The organism is Cohaesibacter marisflavi, from assembly GCF_900115225.1.
Lineage (GTDB): Bacteria > Pseudomonadota > Alphaproteobacteria > Rhizobiales > Cohaesibacteraceae > Cohaesibacter > Cohaesibacter marisflavi.
On the sequence record NZ_FOVR01000007.1, the window covers coordinates 83600 to 102229 of the forward strand.

Consider the following 18630-nt stretch of genomic DNA (forward strand, 5'->3'; position numbering starts at 1 on the left):
AACATATGAACGCGAATTTCCGCAGTCTGGCTTTGTGGGTCATTATCGGCCTTTTGCTGGTAGCATTGTTCCAGCTGTTTCAAAGCCCGGCGCAACAAGCCAATACACAGGAGATTCCATTTTCGCAGTTTGTGACTGATGCGGAACAGGGTCGTGTCAAATCTGTCACGATCGTAGGTCAGCAGGTCACGGGACAAATGTCGGACAGTAGCGGTTTCCAGACCTATATACCGCAGAATGACACGACGCTTATCCCTCTGCTGCAAGAAAATGGCGTTTCCATCACAGCCAAGCCACAGACCGAGAGCTTCTCGCTGCTCAATGCGCTGATTTCCTGGTTCCCGATGATTCTTATCCTCGCCGTGTGGATTTTCTTCATGCGTCAGATGCAGGGTGGCGGCAAGGCTATGGGCTTTGGAAAGTCCAAGGCGAAGCTGCTCACCGAAGCGCAAGGGCGCGTGGTGTTTGAAGATGTCGCGGGTGTTGATGAAGCCAAGGAAGACCTTCAGGAGATTGTCGAGTTTTTGCGTGATCCGCAGAAATTCCAGCGTCTTGGTGGTCGTATTCCACGCGGCGTGCTGCTGGTTGGCCCTCCGGGCACCGGTAAAACCCTGTTGGGCAAGGCAATCGCTGGCGAGGCTAATGTGCCTTTCTTCTCGATTTCCGGTTCTGACTTCGTGGAAATGTTTGTTGGTGTCGGTGCCTCTCGTGTGCGCGACATGTTCGAACAGGCCAAAAAGAATGCGCCTTGCATCATCTTCATTGACGAGATCGACGCGGTAGGACGCCATCGTGGTGCCGGTCTTGGCGGTGGTAACGATGAACGCGAACAAACGCTCAACCAGTTGCTGGTCGAGATGGACGGCTTTGAAGCCAATGAGGGTGTCATCCTTGTGGCTGCGACCAACCGTCCTGACGTGCTTGACCCGGCGCTGATGCGCCCAGGCCGTTTTGACCGTCAGATCGTCGTGCCGAACCCGGATATCACGGGTCGCGAAAAGATCCTCAAGGTGCATATGCGCAACGTGCCTCTGGCTCCGGATGTGGATCTGAAGACCCTGGCACGCGGTACGCCGGGCTTCTCGGGTGCTGACCTGATGAACCTTGTAAACGAGGCTGCCCTTCTGGCTGCGCGTCGTGACCGCCGTCTGGTTTCCATGGCCGAGTTCGAGGATGCCAAGGACAAGGTGATGATGGGGGCTGAGCGCCGCACGCTGGTGATGAGCGAGGAAGAGAAGAAGCTGACCGCCTATCACGAGGCTGGTCATGCTCTGGTTGCTCTGCATATGCCTGCGTCTGACCCGATCCATAAGGCAACGATCATTCCTCGCGGTCGTGCGCTGGGTATGGTGATGCGTTTGCCCGAGAAGGATCAGGTGTCTCTGACCCGCGCCAAATGCTATGCCGACCTTGCTGTTGCCATGGGTGGTCGCGTGGCTGAAGAGCTTATCTTCGGCTATGACAAGGTCACTTCCGGTGCTTCTGGTGATATTCAGATGGCGACGCGGCTTTCCAAGGCCATGGCGACACAGTTCGGCATGTCCGATAGCCTTGGGCCTTTGCTCTATGCTGAAAATGAGGAAGAAGTCTTCCTTGGTCATTCCGTTGCCAAGCAGCAGAATGTGTCTGATGACACGCAGAAGCTGGTGGATGCCGAAATCAAACGCTTTGTTGATGAAGGCTACCAGAAGGCAAAGGAAATCCTGACCGAGCATCAGGATGAGCTTGAAACCATCGCTCAGGGGCTTCTGGAATATGAAACCCTCTCTGGTCAGGAAATTCGTGATCTGCTGGGTGGTACACCGCCGATCCGCGAAACGGATGACGAGCCGACCACTCCCAAAGGCTCTGCAGTGCCTTCGACCGGCGCCATCAAAAAGGGTGGTGAGACCGATGGCGGCGGGGCCGAGCCTCAGCCGGAAGCCTGATTGGCCAGCCAAGTTGATAGCAAGATAAAGAAAGCGCCCCACTGAGGGCGCTTTTTTGTTGCCTGCTTGTGCATTGGGCCGATGGCGATAGGATCGTATACGGTAGGGCAGGCGACAGCCTGTAACAACAGGAAACAAAGTTTGACTGGATGATCCTGAATTCTTTCTCAATTTAACGTATAAAAAGCGTAGGAATGGCAATGCATTTACGGGGCCTTAGCGAGTCCCGCTCTAGTGTCCTTTATCTATTGGCACTTGTGTTTTTGCTGGCTGCGCCGGTTTGCTTTTTGGCTGACATGGGCGCGGTTGGACTTGATAATTTTCCGCTTGAAAGGTTGGTTGAGACTGATGGCTAAATATTTCGGAACAGACGGTATTCGAGGGTGCGCCAATCGTTTTCCGATGACGCCAGAAATTGCAATGAAGGTTGGCATGGCGACCGGCAAGATCTTCCGCCGTGGTGATTTTCGCCATCGGGTGGTTATTGGCAAGGATACGCGTCTTTCCGGCTATATGCTGGAGCCTGCCTTGACCGCAGGGCTGACGGCCATGGGGATGGATGTGTTTCTGCTCGGACCGGTGCCGACACCGGGGGTTGCCATGCTGACGCGGTCTCTGCGCGCCGATCTCGGTGTGATGATTTCTGCCTCGCACAACCCTTATGAGGACAATGGCATCAAGCTTTTCGGACCGGATGGATACAAGCTGTCTGACGAGATCGAGGCAGAGATCGAAGAGCTGATTGAAACCGACATGGTCAACAGTCTGGTGGCTCCGGATGGCCTGGGGCGGACCAAGCGCATTGACAGCGTCTATGACCGCTATATCGAATTTGCTAAACGGACCATGCCAAAGCACCTCTCGCTAGAGGGTCTGCGCGTTGTGATCGACTGCGCCAATGGCGCAGCTTACCGGGTTGCTCCTGATGCCTTGTGGGAATTGGGCGCTGAGGTGGTTAAGATTGGTGTTGATCCGAACGGCTTCAACATCAATGACAATTGCGGCTCAACGTCTGTCGGGGCGCTTGTTTCCAAAGTGCGCGAAGTACGGGCCGATATCGGCATTGCGCTTGATGGAGATGCCGACCGGGTGATCATCGTTGACGAAACGGGCAGCGTGGTCGACGGGGATCAGTTGATGGCTGTGGTTGCAGAGAGTTGGTTCCGTGAAGGCTTGCTGACCGCGCCGGGTATCGTTGCCACCGTCATGTCCAATCTGGGGCTGGAGCGCTATCTCAACAGCCTCAAACTCTCTCTGGTGCGCACGAAGGTCGGTGACCGCCATGTTGTCGAGCATATGCGCAAACATCATTATAATGTGGGCGGAGAGCAGTCTGGTCATATCGTGCTGAGCGACTATTGCACCACGGGCGACGGCTTGATCGCCGCGCTGCAGATTTTGGCCGTTGTGGTGAAAATGGGCAAGCCGGTTAGCGAAGTGTGTAACCGGTTTGAGCCGGTGCCGCAGCTCTTGATGAATGTGCGCTATTCCGACGGAGCCCCTCTGGAAGCGGATGCCGTGAAAAAGGCCATTACGGCGGGTGAAGCCGCGCTTGGCGACAATGGACGTCTGGTCATCCGCAAATCCGGTACAGAACCGCTTATTCGCGTTATGGCGGAAGGGGATGATTCTGATCTGGTGGATAAGGTCGTTGGCGACATCTGCGACGAGGTGCGCAAAGTCAGCGGCTAAAGGCTCATTAATCCTTTGCAGAGAATGGAAAAAGTCGCTCCAGACCGGGGCGGCTTTTTTGTTATCTGTCTAGACCGGAAGACGGCCGGGGCGGCTGCTGATGGCAACCCCAGCAAGAATGATCGCAAAGCCGAACCATACGCCCCATGTGAGGCTTTCGTTGAGGAAGATAATTCCGCCAAGAGCCGTGGCCACGGGGATCAGATAGTTGCTCATGGCCAGGAAGGTCGCCGTGGTCTGGGAAAGGAGAACGAAGACCATTAGGGTGGCGAGCGCCGTCGGGACAATGCCCAGATAAATGAGGATGAGCCACTGCCTCATGTCCGCATTGAGAAGGGCATCCGCAGGCTCGAAGAAGAATGCTGCCAAGAGCAACAGGCATGCGCTTGTGGTTACCACCGCTGTTGCCTTGTCCAGATTGTCGGCTGGCGGGATGAGGCGCGAAGAGACCGTGTTCATCGCGTAGCACAGGCTGCAGAAGAAAATGGCCAATTCGCCCAAGAGTTCAAGATTGTGCTCGGGTGAGGCGGGGCCTGAATCGGGCTTGATAATGAGTACAAGTCCGGCAAAGCCGATGAGAAAGCCGATCGCCTTGTTGCGGGTCATCTTTTCATCGGGCAGCAGGAAGTGAGCCAACCCCAGAACGGAAAGCGGCACGGTTCCAATCAGAATGCCTGCAATTGCAGAGCTGGTATATTGCATCCCCCATGCCAGAAAAATGAACGGTACAGCCGAGCTGATCAGGGCCAGCCAGATAACCCACGGAATATGGTGCCTGCCGAGCGACCATGGTTTGCGCACGATAAATACCCTGTAGAGGATCAAGGCGATCGCTCCGGAACTGACCCTGCCTGCTGTAAGCCAGATGGGGGTCATTTCTGCGGCAATCACGCGCGTAAGAATAATGGCCGAGGCCCAACACAGGACGAGAAAAGCCAGAATGAGCCAATGACGGAGGGCATGAGTCTGCATGATTATCTAGAAAGTCCGGTGAGGGTGGCGGGTAGGTCTGGCTATATCGGTAATTGGCCCACCAGCGCAAGAGCCTCCGAACGAAAGAATGGGTAATGCACCATTTGTCTGGGGCCTGTCCAGGCGGGAGGGGCGTCGCTTAAGGATTGGTAACGGTTTGTTAAGAATAAAATTTGCAATTTGCACGAATTTATCTATGCATAATTGATTGTTTGACTATTCTTTGATGTATTTATGTTTAATATTCGTAGTTAATCCAGTATTAAGAAAATTCTGTGATCTTTTCTCTTGAGTGTATATCTCTAATTCAAGTTCAAATCTTTATGTCGAGAGGAAAAGAGATGAGCAGCCTCAAAAGAAATTTGTTTTTGAGTGTGTTCGGGGCCGCTATGACAGCTTCTGTTGCTTTTGCAGCGGATTTGCCTGCGCCGCCGATCATCGAATACGAACCTGAAGTTCCTGTAGAAATTGGCTCCGGCTGGTACTTGCGCGGAGACCTCGGGGTTGCCGCTTATACCGGTGCTGGCGCCACGTGGGTGGATTCCACTGGAACCAAATGGCATTTTGCTAACGAAGATATCGAGAACGGCTGGTTGGCTGGCATCGGTGCCGGTTACTATTTCAATGAAAAGCTCCGCGGCGATGTGACGCTGGACTATCATGGAAAAGCAAAGTTCAAGGCAGATGCACCATGCGCGGCTGCGCCATGCACGACGAAAGAAACGCTGAAATTCAGCGCCTGGACTCTGATGCTGAACGGCTATTACGATATTGGTACCTGGAATTCGATCACGCCTTACGTTGGTGCTGGTGCCGGTATGGCCTATCTGCGCGCAACGGATTATACCACGACCTCTGGTCAGGTATTTGGCAACAAGAGCCGGGTGAATTTTGCCTGGAACGTGATGGCCGGTGCTGCATTCGACATCAGCGATCGTCTCAAGCTTGATGCCAACTATCGTCTGATGAATTTCGGTAAGGCCCGCACTGGACATTCTTCCAATGCAGCCCAGCCAAATCCGGTTAAATTCAGCGATCTGTATGCGCACGAGTTCCGTCTCGGCCTGCGCTACGACTTGAACTAGATCGAGCGATGCTGTCTTGCGTTATCGGCGCGGACCTATCCTGCTATTTTGCTTTCATGGAAGTGTGGCGGATGTGGTCATGAATATTGGCTGACGGAGACAGATCTTTATTGCTCCTCTCGAAGAAGGCGATTATCCAAGAGCGATGATCGCCTTCTTCGACGTGGTGACTTTGTTGCTATTCCGGTTCCGTGCTATTTGCCGAGAGGCGATAGCTGTGCGATAATCGTGCAACTGTTGTTGCTATACGGTGATCAACTGCAAGAATCCGTTTGACGCATGTCGTAAAGAAGAGTAACCCGATTTGTGGGACACCTCTCCCCAACGAGAGGCAACTATCTGTGAGGGTAGCTTTATGACAGATATTACACTACCGGCCGTACGGCCGAACAATCCCCATTTCTCTTCTGGTCCTTGCTCCAAGCGTCCTGGCTGGTCTTTCGACAGCCTTGCAGACGCGCCGCTGGGCCGTTCTCACCGCGCTAAACTTGGCAAATCCAAGCTGAAAGAAGCGATTGACCTGACCCGCGAAATTCTCGGCGTGCCTGCCGACTATCGCATCGGGGTTGTGCCTGCATCCGATACGGGTGCCGTGGAAATGGCTCTGTGGTCTCTGCTTGGTGCGCGGGGAACCGATATTCTCGTTTGGGAAAGCTTTGGTGCTGGTTGGGCAACCGATGTTGTCAAGCAGCTCAAGCTGGATGATACCCGTGTGATGAAGGCCGACTATGGCCAGATCCCGGATCTCGGCGCAGTTGATTTCTCCCGCGACGTTGTCTTTACATGGAACGGCACCACTTCTGGCGTTCGTGTTCCCAATGGCGACTGGATCCCGGCAGACCGCGAAGGTCTGACCATTTGTGACGCCACCTCTGCTGCTTTTGCGCAGGATCTTGCATGGGACAAGCTCGACGTTGTGACCTACAGCTGGCAGAAAGTGCTGGGCGGTGAAGCCGCTCACGGCATGCTGATCCTCAGCCCACGTGCTGTCGAACGGCTGGAAAGCTATGTACCAGCATGGCCGATGCCGAAAATCTTCCGCATGACCAAGGGTGGCAAGCTGATCGAAGGCATCTTTGAAGGGGCTACGATTAACACCCCATCCATGCTTTGCGTTGAAGACTATCTTGATGCACTCAAATGGTCCAAAGATATTGGTGGTCTTGATGCCCTGATGAAACGGGCCAATGATAACCTTGCCACGTTGGAAGCCTGGGCGGACAAGACGCCTTGGGTTGATTTCCTGGCCAAGGACAAGGCGATCCGCTCCAACACATCCGTGTGCTTTACCATTGTAGACGAAGATGTGGCCGCACTTGATGCTGCTGCTCAGGCCAAATTTGCCAAGGCGCTGGTTGCGCGGTTGGACAAAGAAGGCGTTGCTTATGACATCGGGGCCTATCGTGATGCTCCGACGGGGCTGCGCATCTGGGCCGGTGCCACCATTGAGGCGTCCGATCTGGAAGCTCTGACCAAGTGGCTCGATTGGGCCTTTGCTCAGGAAAAGGCCGCGCTCTAGCTCTGGCGCATGTTGCCAATCAGACGGCTCTGCAGGGCAGGGCCGTCGCAAGACCTCAAGACACCATTTTCGTTTCATGCGACTTGCTGCGCCGGGGAGAGTTGGCGCGCGTTGCAAACCAGTGAGGATATTCCCATGGCTAAAGTTCTGATTTCCGACAAACTGTCGCCAACCGCCGTTCAGGTCTTCAAGGACAAGGGCGTTGAAGTCGATTACCTGCCAGACCTTGGCAAGGACAAAGACAAGCTGATCGAAGTGATCGGCCAGTATGATGGTCTGGCCATTCGCTCTGCGACCAAGGCAACCGAAAAGGTCATCGCTGCGGCTGACAATCTCAAGGTGATTGGCCGCGCTGGTATCGGCGTGGACAATGTGGACATCGAGAAAGCCACCCAGCGCGGTATCATCGTGATGAACACGCCGTTCGGCAACTCGATCACCACCGCTGAGCATGCCATCGCCATGATGTTTGCCGTTGCACGCCAGATTCCGGCTGCTGATGCATCCACGCAGGCTGGCAAGTGGGAAAAATCCAAGTTCATGGGTGTCGAGATCACGTCCAAGACCCTCGGCATCATCGGCTGCGGCAATATCGGTGGTATCGTCGCAACCCGTGCTGTTGGTCTCAAAATGAAGGTCATCGCGTTTGACCCGTTCCTGTCGCCGGAGCGTGCTGTCGAGCTGGGCGTTGAAAAGGTCGAACTGGCCGATCTGTTCAAACGGGCCGATTTCATTTCTCTGCATACCCCGCTGACTGACAAGACCCGCAATATTGTTTCTGCTGATGCCATCGCGACCATGAAAGACGGTGTGCGCATCATCAACTGTGCCCGCGGCGGTCTGGTGGATGAAGATGCGCTGGCTGAGGCCATCAAATCCGGCAAGGTCGCAGGCGCTGCCTTTGACGTGTTTACAAACGAACCGGCCAAGGAAAATGTGCTGTTCGGCTTGCCGAATGTTGTCTGTACGCCGCATCTTGGTGCGTCGACCTCTGAAGCGCAGGAAAATGTGGCCATTCAGGTGGCCGAGCAGATGGCCGACTATCTGGTCAATGGGGCTGTTTCCAACGCACTCAACATGCCTTCGATTACCGCAGAGGAAGCACCGCGCCTGACGCCATTTGTCAAGCTGTCCGATCAGCTCGGCTCGTTTGCCGGTCAGTTGACCGAAAGTGGCCTCAAGGGCATTCGCATCGAATATGAAGGCGATGTGGCCGAGATGAATACGCGGGCTCTGACGTCCGTTGTTCTGGCCGGTGTGCTCAAGCCACTGTTGCAGACCGTGAATATGGTCTCTGCTCCGGCTATGGCCAAAGAACGTGGTATCACTATTGAGGAAACCCGGCGCGAACAGCAGGGCAACTACGAAAACTATATTCGCCTCACTTTGGTGACCGAGCGTCAGGAACGCTCTGTTGCCGGTACCGTGTTCGGTGATGCCAAGCCACGCATCATCCAGATCAAAGGCATTAATATGGAAGCCGAGCTGGGTGAGAACATGCTCTATATCACCAACAAGGATAAGCCTGGCTTCATCGGTCGTCTGGGCACCTTGCTGGGAACGTCTGAACTGAACATCGCAACCTTCAATCTTGGCCGTAAGCAAGCTGGCGATGATGCCATTGCGCTCATCGAAATTGATGGTTCGATCAGCGATGCGGTGATTGCTGAGATCGAGGCGCTGGAGGGCGTTGTTCAGGCCAAGGCGCTGAAATTTTCCGTCTGATTAGGCCGGGCTGGAGTCATCGTTCTGGCGTATGAAAATGAGAGGGCGTTTCGCGATCAGTGACGATTGCGAAACGCCTTTTTGTTGTGGCCTTCTGAGTCTTTTTGCTGCCGTTTCCTGTGTGGTTTGCAGGGTGGGAGGGCATATCTTGTGCCAAAGGCTGCCAATCACTGTGCAAATGCAGCATTCACGGGGCAAATATGCATGATCAGCAGTGGTCTAGCCTTTGAAAAGTCGGTTTCGCACTCGCTTCACACTAAAGAATTGTCTATAGTCCTGCTCGCTTGATGAGGTGGTTTTGCCGTTGGACGGCGAGGTCTGTCATCAAAGGGTGTGTCTTGCCTGTGCAAGGCGCGTTTCCATGGGATTGGGTTGGTTGATGTAACCGCGTCGGCTGAATTTCCCGTCATTTCCTAATTTGCTTTTAACAAGCAATCGGGCCGATCCCTTTCAGATTTAACGTTATTAAAGGAGCTCGCATCGATGGCAAATGTTGTGGTCGTCGGGTCGCAATGGGGCGACGAGGGAAAAGGCAAGATCGTAGACTGGCTGTCGGAGCGAGCCGATATCGTGGTACGCTTTCAGGGCGGCCATAATGCAGGCCATACGCTGGTCATCGATGGTGTAAGCTACAAGCTCAGCCTGCTGCCATCTGGTGTTGTGCGTCCAGGCACCATGGGTGTCATCGGTAACGGCGTTGTCGTTGATCCGCACGCGCTGGTCGCTGAAATCGGCCGTCTTGGCGAACAGGGCGTGGCTGTGTCTCGCGATAATCTGCGCATTGCCGAGAATGCCTCTCTGATCCTGTCGCTGCATCGTGAACTTGATGCGATGCGTGAGGAAGCCGCATCTGCCGGCACCAAGATTGGCACCACCAAGCGCGGCATTGGTCCAGCTTATGAAGATAAGGTTGGTCGTCGCGCAATCCGCGTGATGGATCTGTCCAATCCGGAAACCCTGCCTGCCAAGATTGATCGCCTGTTGGCTCACCACAATCCGCTGCGTCGCGGCTTGGGTGTTGAAGAAATCAAAGCGGATGACATCTATGAAGAGCTGATGAGCGTTGCTGATCAGGTTCTGCCTTTCATGGACCAGAGCTGGCGTCTGCTGGATCAGGCCCGCAAGGCTGGCAAGCGCATCCTGTTCGAAGGTGCGCAGGGCGCCCTGCTCGACGTTGATCACGGCACTTATCCGTTTGTGACCTCTTCCCACACCTCTGCCGGTCAGGCTGCTGCCGGGTCAGGCATCGGGCCATCAGCGCTCAACTATGTGTTGGGGATTACCAAAGCCTACACCACCCGCGTGGGTGAGGGGCCTTTCCCGACCGAGCTGTTCGATGAAGTAGGGCAGTTTTTGGGTGAAAAAGGCCATGAATTCGGCGTTGTCACCGGTCGTAAGCGCCGTTGTGGCTGGTTCGATGCGGTTCTGGTGCGCCAGACTGTTTGCACCTCCGGCATCACCGGCATTGCGCTGACCAAACTCGATGTACTTGACGGCCTTGAAGAAATCAAGATATGCGTCGGGTATATGCTGGATGGCGAACGAATCGATTACCTTCCTGCTTCGCAAGGGGCACAGGCTCGTGTGGAGCCGATTTATGAAACTATGGAAGGCTGGTCTGAAACGACTGCAGGAGCCCGTACCTGGAAAGAATTGCCAGCACAGGCTGTGAAATATGTTCGCCATGTGGAAGAGCTGATTGGCGCTCCGGTTGCTCTTTTGTCTACCAGCCCTGAGAGGGAAGACACGATTCTCGTGCAGGACCCTTACGAAGATTAGGTTGGGGTTGCCTATTGTCTTGGTTGGTGCGATCTTTTGTGCTCAGGTGGCTCCGGCGGACAAGTGAATGGAATAGGAAATGGCGGACTATTACGCAATTTTGAAGCGGGCCGTAGAGGCTGTGCCTACCCAGACTAGGGAACAGAGGCAGACGATCTACGACAAGGCGCGCAAGGCGCTTTTGGCGAAGCTTCAGAATATGGATCCGCCATTAACTCCTGCCGATATATCCAAGCAACGCATGGCGCTCGAAGAAGCCGTAAGGGCTGTTGAGCGCGATTTGAGTGGAAGCGGCATGTCTCTTGCTCCCGCTCATCATGATACTGATGATGAGGCACATGTTCGGGCCGATCAACATCCTCATGAGGCGCCAAAGGTTGGGGCTTCACACAAGCCCAAAAGCGACCGGCCGAATGATGATGAGCGGGACGCAGGCGAGGCTAGCGATGAGCGCGCTAAGCCTCAAAAACCACATCAGGGCGAGCGGCCTGATACCAAGGAAAGACCCAAGCAGGAGATTCTCGAAAAGAAGTCTCCTTCTGATAAGGTTGTGCGTCGCGCTGGACAGGATGTCCTGAAAAATGCAGTCAGGGATGCCAATGCGCTCGGGCAGGCGACCAACAAGGCTGTCAAGCATGCTCAGGATGCTGCCGATGCTGTGGGCGAGGAACGCGACAGCGGGGAGGCGGCCCGCATCGAACCAACGCTTGGCGACGCGGTTGTTTCTCAATCCAAGACCTATAAACGGCCTAGCATCGAAGAGGGCGTCTCTGATCGCCCCAGCTATGCTTCTGATGATTCCGCAGATGATGATGGCTCCAAATCGCGCTTTGGGTTGATTGCCATCGCCATGCTGATTGTTGTTGTGCTGATTGGCAGTGGTTATCTGCTGTATGCCAACAGGGATGCCTTCCTTCTTTCCGATACGACTGACACCGAGCAGGCTGCCAATGGCTTCGCCCAGTCTGTTGGGAAAACGCAACCGGGCGATACTGGCTCCTCCAGCAATTCATCCGATATGGCGGCCAAGTCCGTCCGCACGATTACCGTTACGCCTCCATCGGAAGAAGATGGCGCAGCGCAAGACGACGATGCAACCGCTCAAGCCGGTACAACGACGGCTGATGCCACCGCTCCGGCGGTTGAAGATGCAAATAATGGTGCAAGCAGTGGTCCGGCTGATCTGTCTGTTGCCCAGCGCTCGATCCTTTATGAGGAACCGGGGGGCGAGGGCGAACCGGGGTCTGCAAGTGCTGGCGAAGTTCTCTGGTCTCTTGATGGAGAAGGAGACAATGCGGTTGTTGTGATCGACGCAACCATTCCGGACAAGAAGATGTCCTTCAACATCACGATGAAGAAGAATCTGGATGCGGAACTTCCTGCTTCTCATCTGATCGAGATTTCAGCCACCCATGCTGACGCAGATCCGGCCAAGGCGATTGTCAAGATTCCTGGACTTATTCTCAAACCAACCGAGCAGAGCCGAGGGGAAGGGCTTGTCGGGGCTGCTATTCGCATCGCTGATGACCTGCACTGGGTTGCGCTTACCTCGGGAGACCGGGAAGAACGCTATAATCTGGAACTGCTGCATTTGCGCGGTTGGATTGATATTCCGATCCAGTATGAGACCGGTCGTCGTGCGATCCTCACGCTTGAAAAAGGCGAGGCTGGGGATCAGGTGATTACAAAGGCCATTCAAGCCTGGTCCAGTCGCTAGAGCGGAGTCTTCCTGCACGTTCTCGGGCTTTTGAAGATCTGAAGCCAGCGCGTGAGACGCACGGTTTGCGTTTAGGCGCGTCTCAATCGATAGGCATAAAAAAGACTGCCGGACGGGTGTCCGAGCAGTCTTTTGTTTTCTCAGCATGCGCTTGTCTGTGTCGCCAAGCGCCAGATTTTATGGTGAGGCTGGCGGCTCAGGCAGATTCTGTTTCCAGTGCCTTGGCTGCAGCTGTCTGAACCTCTTTTTGCACCTTTTCAAAGGCGCGCACTTCGATCTGACGAATGCGCTCGCGGCTGACGGAGAATTCTTCGGAAAGCTCTTCCAGCGTTGCCGGTTTTTCGGCCAGTCGACGCGCTTCAAAAATACGGCGCTCGCGATCATTCAGAATGCCCATGGCGTTGCTCAGAAGGTCCATGCGATGATTGAACTCTTCTTTGTCGGCCAGAACGGTTTCCTGACTTTCGCTGTCATCCACCAGCCAATCCTGCCACTGTCCGCTCTCGCCATCTGATTTGAGAGGCGCATTGAGGGATGCGTCGCCGGAAAGGCGGCGGTTCATCGAAATGACTTCTTCGTTGCTGACACCAAGTTTCTCGGCGATATAATCAACCTGATCGGGCTTCAGATCGCCGTCTTCCAGAGCCTGAATCTGACCCTTCACCTTGCGCAGGTTGAAGAAGAGACGCTTCTGGTTTGCTGTGGTGCCCATTTTGACTAGGGACCAAGAACGCAGGATATATTCCTGAATGCTGGCGCGAATCCACCACATTGCGTAGGTGGCCAGACGGAAGCCCTTGTCTGCATCAAAGCGCTTGACGGCCTGCATGAGGCCGACATTGCCTTCGGAGACGACTTCGCTCACGGGCAAACCATAGCCGCGATAGCCCATCGCAATTTTGGCAACAAGGCGCAGATGGCTCGTCACCAATTTGTGGGCCGCCTTGCTGTCACCATAGTCGGCGTAACGCTTGGCCAGCATATATTCTTCTTGCGGCTCAAGCATTGGGAAGCGTCGGATTTCGTTGAGATAGCTGCTCAATCCTCCTTCGGAAGAGAGCGCTGGGATATTACCAGTAGAATTTTTTGCCATTCATATTACTCCTCTTATCCCCCAAAATGGCAGGACGAGTTGCGCAGCCGTAGCCTGCGGACATAACAAATATAGGCAGAAATGCGACAATTACAGGGCCTTGACCCAATTAAATTGACATTTTCTTCAATGCATTCATTACATTTTGTAAATCTTCCGGCATTTCGCTTTGAAAAACCATTTCTTCGCCGTTTATCGGATGCGCAAAGCCCAGCAATCCTGCGTGAAGCGCTTGTCGCTTGCGGTTTTCTATATCCTCGGCCAAGTCTCTGGGGAGTTTATTGAGCTTGGATTTGAAGCCCTGCCCGTATTCCGGGTCACCCACAAGGGGGTGGCCGATATGGGCCATATGCACGCGGATCTGGTGCGTGCGGCCGGTTTCGAGCTTACATTCGACCAATGAAGCCAGAATGTCCCCTTCTGAGGCAAATTCTTCCAAAAGGCGGTAATGAGTGATGGCTTGCCTGCCACCCTGCTTCAGCACTTTCTGCTTGAGACGGTTATGCTGCGAGCGCCCGATCTGGGTGTCGATCGTTCCCTTCTTGTTTTTGAGCTGCCCCCATACCAATGCCTGATAGGCCCTGACAAGAGGGCCAGACCGTCCATGGTCTGCAAATTGCTCACTGAGCCCCTTGTGGGCCGCATCTGTTTTGGCGACGACCAACAGGCCAGAGGTCTCTTTATCTAGCCTGTGCACGATGCCAGGGCGCTTGACGCCCCCAATGCCCGATAGACTGTCGCCGCAGTGGTGGATGAGCGCATTGACCAGTGTCCCTGTCCAGTTGCCCGCTGCGGGATGCACGACCAGCCCGGCCGGTTTATTGATGACGATCAGGTCATCATCCTCAAAGACCACGTCGAGCGGAATATCTTCACCCTGTGGGGTCGGATCTTCGGGGGCAGGCAGAGTGACCGTTATACGATCACCCACATTGACCCGCTGGTTGGGCTCCAGTATCGTCCGCTCTGCCTGATCGGGGCGAGCAAGGACAACATGGCCTTTCTTGATCAGGCTCTTGAAGCGGGAGCGGGAGTGGCGCGTATCCTTGGTGGCGATGACGGCATCAAGGCGCTTGCCGGCCTCGTCCTCTTCGATGAGGAAAGACAGGATTTCATTTTCACTATCAAAACAAGAGTCAGACATGGTGCAACAAACTCCCGACGAACAAATGCCCGGCGATGAGTCCTTTCAGAGCCCGGAAATGCTGGATGTTCAACGCAAGATCCGCATGATGGTTGTCTCTTCAATCCTGATCATGGGGCTTGGTATCTTTTCCATTCTTGGTGTTATTATCTACAAGAGCGTAGCCAATAATGAAAGTGCAGAGAATGGTCAAGGTGATCCGGTCATTGTGGGTAATCAATTGAAGGCCGGTGAGAGCGTGCGCTCGATGATTGTCGAGAATGGCACGATCTATCTTCTGGTGGATGGAGAAGATCGGACATCCCTGATGACGGTCGACAAGAAATCCGGCTCTGTGAGCCGCCGGATCGAGTTTATTCCACAGGGGCAATGAATATTCACAGATTCGTCAAAATCGTCTCTTGCGCTTTGACACAAAGCTCCCTATAAACCGCCTCACCGATTGATGAGCGCCCTTCGTCTAGCGGTTAGGACGCCGCCCTTTCACGGCGGTAACACGGGTTCGAGTCCCGTAGGGCGTACCAATCGTTTGCTAAAAGCCCTCGCAATTTTCTTAATTGCGAGGGCTTTTGTCATTTCGGGGACAATTTCCATTCTCTTAGCAGAGCTGAGCCTCGGGACTATAAATGTTACCCCGCAGGTAGCCCAACCCCTACATTTCGATCTGCATCAGCTTTATCAGTCGGTCCCTGTCCTCAAGTGCTTTTTGAGTTGCGTCCGGAGTGGCTGCGGCACAGCCATTGATTATGCATTCGGCAAGAAGCATGAAGGTTGAGATGGAGTTGGAAATAAAGCTCGTCTGATGAGGTGAAAAGAGTGCTTCGTCAGAGAATTTTACAAGGGGGGATGCAGGCGAATCCGTGATGACCAGTGTTTGTATGCCACACTCATGGGCCGCTTCAACCGCCTTGACGGTTTGAACGGAGTAGGGCGCGCAGCTGCCGGCTATCAACAAGTCTTCGGATGAATATTGGGCCATTCCTTCAGCCAGTCCCAAGGCGTTGCTGTCCAACAAATTCACATCCGCGCGGATCATCCTCAAGCCATAGGTGAGAAAACTCGCAAAAGCATGAAACTGCCGAATTCCGTAGAGGCCAATGCGCGGTGCGTTGGTGATCATGGACACAGCATGATCGAATGCAGCGGTATCGAAGCTCTCAATCAGGCGATCGGTGTTGGCTTGGCTCTCATGGCACAGCTGGGAAACCTTGGAGAGGCTCGGCTTATCACCGCTTTGCAGGGTTTGTTGTGCCTTCTTGGAGTAAAACTCTCCCGGTGAGGATATCGAGGCCTTGATCAAAACCTCTTGAAAGGCGCCAAAGCCGGGATAGCCAAGATTGCGCGCCAGCCGGGTTATGGTTGAGGCATTGACCTCGAGACGATCTGCAAGGGTGGTGATGGAGAATAGTGCAGGGTCACCCTGCAGATTGAGGATTTTGCCCAAGGCTGCCAGCGCCTTGGGGCCGAGGTGAATATCACTCTGGCCTCGGCCAACCTTGATCATCAAGTCCCGCAGCCCCTCGATGGTCGAAGGCGGCAGGCCATTCTCACCTGTTGGTGTAGAAGCTGTCGTCTGAGAGGGTGTCATAAATTGTCCACTTCACCTTGTCTTCACAAAACTCAAATAGGCCGGTCGCCAACGTATTCTCATTGTCGGGGTCGTCTGGCTGGTCCCGCCTTATGGGCAGGCCTTGCCCGTCGATATCGCGCAATATAGCCAATGGCAACGCATCTTTCTCTGTCAGAAGGTCCTGAGCTCGCTTTTGTCTGTCGCGTGATGACTCAGTCACGATCTGTCGTTTGGCAATGAGGAGAGCATGATTCGCATGAGCAAAGGGAGTGGATATTTCCTTCGTTGCCAGCGTGCCAGCTCCAAATTCGATGGAAACAAGGCGCATATTGGCCTCTTGGCTGCGTTGTCCCAGCAGAACGTGAAATCCTCCGCTGGTCGGAATGCTATGCAGCATTTCTAACACCCCTTCCAAGCTAGAACAGGCCAGCATGGCGCGCCCGATCACCATACGCGGCATGCCACACGGGGCTTCCTCCAGACGCAAATTGTTGACGGTCTGAACCATCCCTGTCTCGGTGATCGCAAATGTGTGGCCGGGAATTGAGCCCGGATAGCAGAATGAAGTAAAGGCCGGGCCTGCGTCAGGTCTGATATCAGCCAGAAAACAGGCCCCGCGGAAGAAGGGCAAGCCGTCTTCATTGTGTGCCACGACGGGATTATCTCCGGGCAAAGCGACCGTGGTGCATCCATCGGGCGCTGAGGCAAGCAGGTCGCCGCGACAATTCCACGCCACAACCTGATCAAGCGGCAATTCCAGCCCCTCGGCCAAGCCTTCCAGTTCTTCCCAGATGCGAGGAAATTGCTCTTGAACCATCCGGCTCATCTGTTGAATTTTTCCAGCCTCGGCTTTTTCCGTTACCTGTTGCCAGATCTCGCTTGGGAGCAGGTGTTCGTGCACAATCTTACGCCCTTCTTTTCCAAGGCGATATCCAATCTGAAATGGTGTTCCTGCGGCTTCTATCCTGCCCAGATCGCGGGGCTTATTCGACATGGTGCAAGAAGTCCTTCATGCGATCATTAGGCGGGTTGTCAATCACGTCGCGCGGATTACCATCGACGGCAATCTTGCCATGCTCCATGAAGATGAGGCGCGACCCGACCTTTTTCGCAAAGGCCATTTCATGGGTTACGACAACCATGGTCATGCCTTCTTCAGCCAATTGTTGCATTACACTGAGCACTTCATGCTTGAGTTCGGGATCAAGCGCAGAGGTCGGCTCGTCAAACAGCATGACCTTGGGTTTGACCGCCAGGGCGCGGGCAATGGCTACGCGCTGCTGCTGGCCACCAGACAGCTCCGATGGCAAATGGTCGGCCTTGTCTTCCAGCCCGACCTTCTTGAGCAGATCTCTGGCAACGCTTTCCGCCTCTGACTGGGAAAGATGGCGCACTTGCCTTGGCCCGAAGGCAACATTCTTGAGAGCTGTCAATTGTGGGAACAGATTGAACTGCTGGAACACCATGCCGGCCTCTTGCCGGATTTCGCGCAATTGCCGCGCATTGCCCTTGACGCTCAATCCGTCAACGATCAGGTCGCCGCCGGTAATCGTCTCCAACGCATTGATGCAGCGCAGTAGGGTCGATTTGCCCGATCCGGAAGGCCCGACAAGCACGACCACTTCACCAGCATCAATGCTGAGGTCCACTTCGTCCAACACCGTTAGAGGGCCGAACGCCTTTGACGTTTTATGAAATTCGATGATGCTCATAGGATCTTCATCCTCTTTTCAACGACCCGCAGGAGTAGGGTCAGAGCCCCGGTCATGATCAGATAGAGAACGGCAACAGCGGTCCAGATTTCTACGGCCCGGAAGTTGGAGGCCATGATCTCTTGCCCTGTCCGGGTCAGCTCAGCCACGCCAATGACGATAAACAGCGATGTATCCTTAAGCGAAACGATGAACTGGTTGCCAAGCGGCGGAATGAGGCGACGGAAGGCGAGCGGGCCAACGATATAGACCAGCACTTTCCAGCGCGGCAATCCCAGAGCCAGCCCGGCTTCGCTCAACCCTTTGCCAATCGAAAGGAAAGCGCCGCGCACGATCTCGGCGATATAGGCCCCGGCATTGACCACGATCGACAGAACGGCGGCCCCCATCGGATCAATCCGGATATCGGCGAGCACCGGCAGCGCGAAATAGAGAAACATGACCTGAACCACGATTGGCGTGCCACGGATCAGCTCGATATAGACGAAGGCAATAGCATTGAGGATACGGCCACCATAGGCGCGCATGAGACCGGCTATAGAGCCCAGCACCAGCCCCCCGACGAGGCCTAGAATGGTTATGTATATTGTCGTTTTTGCACCCTGCAGCAATTGCGGCATGTAGGTGATGACGACTGACCAGTCGATTTCCATGGGAAGTCTCAATTTTTGAGAAAAAGAAAGGCCGAGCGCGT

General features: G+C 54.5%; 15 protein-coding genes and 1 tRNA gene. 9 read left to right on the forward strand and 7 right to left on the reverse strand.

Annotation, left to right across the window (positions count from 1 at the left end):
- Positions 1-5: 5 nt before the first annotated feature.
- Positions 6-1928, forward strand: a complete 1923-nt coding sequence (gene ftsH / locus BM258_RS13995; RefSeq protein ID WP_090073292.1) for an ATP-dependent zinc metalloprotease FtsH — start codon at positions 6-8, stop codon at positions 1926-1928.
- Positions 1929-2273: 345 nt separating this feature from the next.
- The gene (gene glmM / locus BM258_RS14000) at positions 2274-3620 is read left to right on the forward strand and encodes a phosphoglucosamine mutase (RefSeq protein WP_090073501.1); all 1347 of its coding nucleotides are present in this window, start codon (positions 2274-2276) and stop codon (positions 3618-3620) included.
- Between the two features lie 69 nt (positions 3621-3689).
- Here glmM and BM258_RS14005 read toward each other — a convergent pair whose 3' ends face one another.
- Positions 3690-4592 carry a DMT family transporter gene (locus tag BM258_RS14005; protein ID WP_090073294.1) on the reverse strand — a complete coding sequence of 301 codons (903 nt, stop codon included), beginning with the start codon at positions 4590-4592 and terminating at the stop codon, positions 3690-3692.
- Positions 4593-4981: 389 nt separating this feature from the next.
- Here BM258_RS14005 and BM258_RS14010 point away from each other — a divergent pair, with 389 nt between their 5' ends.
- From BM258_RS14010 to BM258_RS14030, 5 genes are all read left to right on the forward strand, one after another.
- Positions 4982-5677 carry an outer membrane protein gene (locus BM258_RS14010; RefSeq protein WP_175528076.1) on the forward strand — a complete coding sequence of 232 codons (696 nt, stop codon included), beginning with the start codon at positions 4982-4984 and terminating at the stop codon, positions 5675-5677.
- Between the two features lie 355 nt (positions 5678-6032).
- Positions 6033-7196, forward strand: coding sequence for a phosphoserine transaminase (locus BM258_RS14015; protein ID WP_090073298.1), 1164 nt, complete (start codon positions 6033-6035; stop codon positions 7194-7196).
- Positions 7197-7331: 135 nt separating this feature from the next.
- Positions 7332-8921 carry a phosphoglycerate dehydrogenase gene (gene serA / locus BM258_RS14020; RefSeq protein WP_090073299.1) on the forward strand — a complete coding sequence of 530 codons (1590 nt, stop codon included), beginning with the start codon at positions 7332-7334 and terminating at the stop codon, positions 8919-8921.
- A 483-nt stretch (positions 8922-9404) separates the two neighbouring features.
- Positions 9405-10700 (forward strand): adenylosuccinate synthase, encoded by a 1296-nt coding sequence (locus BM258_RS14025; RefSeq protein WP_090073301.1) that lies wholly within the window; start codon positions 9405-9407, stop codon positions 10698-10700.
- Between the two features lie 79 nt (positions 10701-10779).
- Positions 10780-12417: a hypothetical protein gene (locus BM258_RS14030; protein ID WP_090073303.1), complete on the forward strand. Its 1638-nt coding sequence runs from the start codon at positions 10780-10782 to the stop codon at positions 12415-12417.
- Positions 12418-12613: 196 nt separating this feature from the next.
- On the opposite strand, the gene rpoH is transcribed toward BM258_RS14030, so the two are convergent.
- Positions 12614-13510, reverse strand: a complete 897-nt coding sequence (gene rpoH, locus BM258_RS14035; protein WP_090073304.1) for an RNA polymerase sigma factor RpoH — start codon at positions 13508-13510, stop codon at positions 12614-12616.
- 109 nt (positions 13511-13619) lie between these two features.
- Entirely contained in the window at positions 13620-14654 is a 1035-nt protein-coding gene (locus BM258_RS14040; RefSeq protein ID WP_090073306.1) for an RluA family pseudouridine synthase, read from the reverse strand.
- Here BM258_RS14040 and BM258_RS14045 point away from each other — a divergent pair.
- Both BM258_RS14045 and BM258_RS14050 read left to right on the forward strand, forming a co-directional pair.
- On the forward strand, positions 14653-15027 hold the full coding sequence (locus BM258_RS14045) for a hypothetical protein (protein WP_090073308.1): 375 nt from the start codon (positions 14653-14655) through the stop codon (positions 15025-15027). The genes BM258_RS14040 and BM258_RS14045 overlap by 2 nt on opposite strands.
- A 76-nt stretch (positions 15028-15103) precedes the next feature.
- Positions 15104-15178 (forward strand) — tRNA-Glu (locus BM258_RS14050).
- Between the two features lie 128 nt (positions 15179-15306).
- Here the strand turns inward: BM258_RS14050 and BM258_RS14055 are convergent.
- Genes BM258_RS14055 through glnP form a run of 4 tightly spaced genes read right to left on the reverse strand, consistent with a single transcriptional unit; the run spans position 15307 to position 18589 of the window.
- Positions 15307-16242: a MurR/RpiR family transcriptional regulator gene (locus tag BM258_RS14055; protein ID WP_090073309.1), complete on the reverse strand. Its 936-nt coding sequence runs from the start codon at positions 16240-16242 to the stop codon at positions 15307-15309.
- Entirely contained in the window at positions 16202-17218 is a 1017-nt protein-coding gene (locus BM258_RS14060; protein WP_090073311.1) for a C45 family autoproteolytic acyltransferase/hydrolase, read from the reverse strand. The genes BM258_RS14055 and BM258_RS14060 overlap by 41 nt, the downstream gene beginning before the upstream one ends.
- Entirely contained in the window at positions 17208-17936 is a 729-nt protein-coding gene (glnQ, locus tag BM258_RS14065) for a glutamine ABC transporter ATP-binding protein GlnQ (protein WP_090073313.1), read from the reverse strand. The genes BM258_RS14060 and glnQ overlap by 11 nt, the downstream gene beginning before the upstream one ends.
- A complete protein-coding gene (glnP, locus tag BM258_RS14070; RefSeq protein WP_090073315.1) occupies positions 17933-18589 on the reverse strand; it encodes a glutamine ABC transporter permease GlnP in 657 nt (218 codons plus the stop codon). The genes glnQ and glnP overlap by 4 nt, the downstream gene beginning before the upstream one ends.
- Positions 18590-18630: the final 41 nt, after the last annotated feature.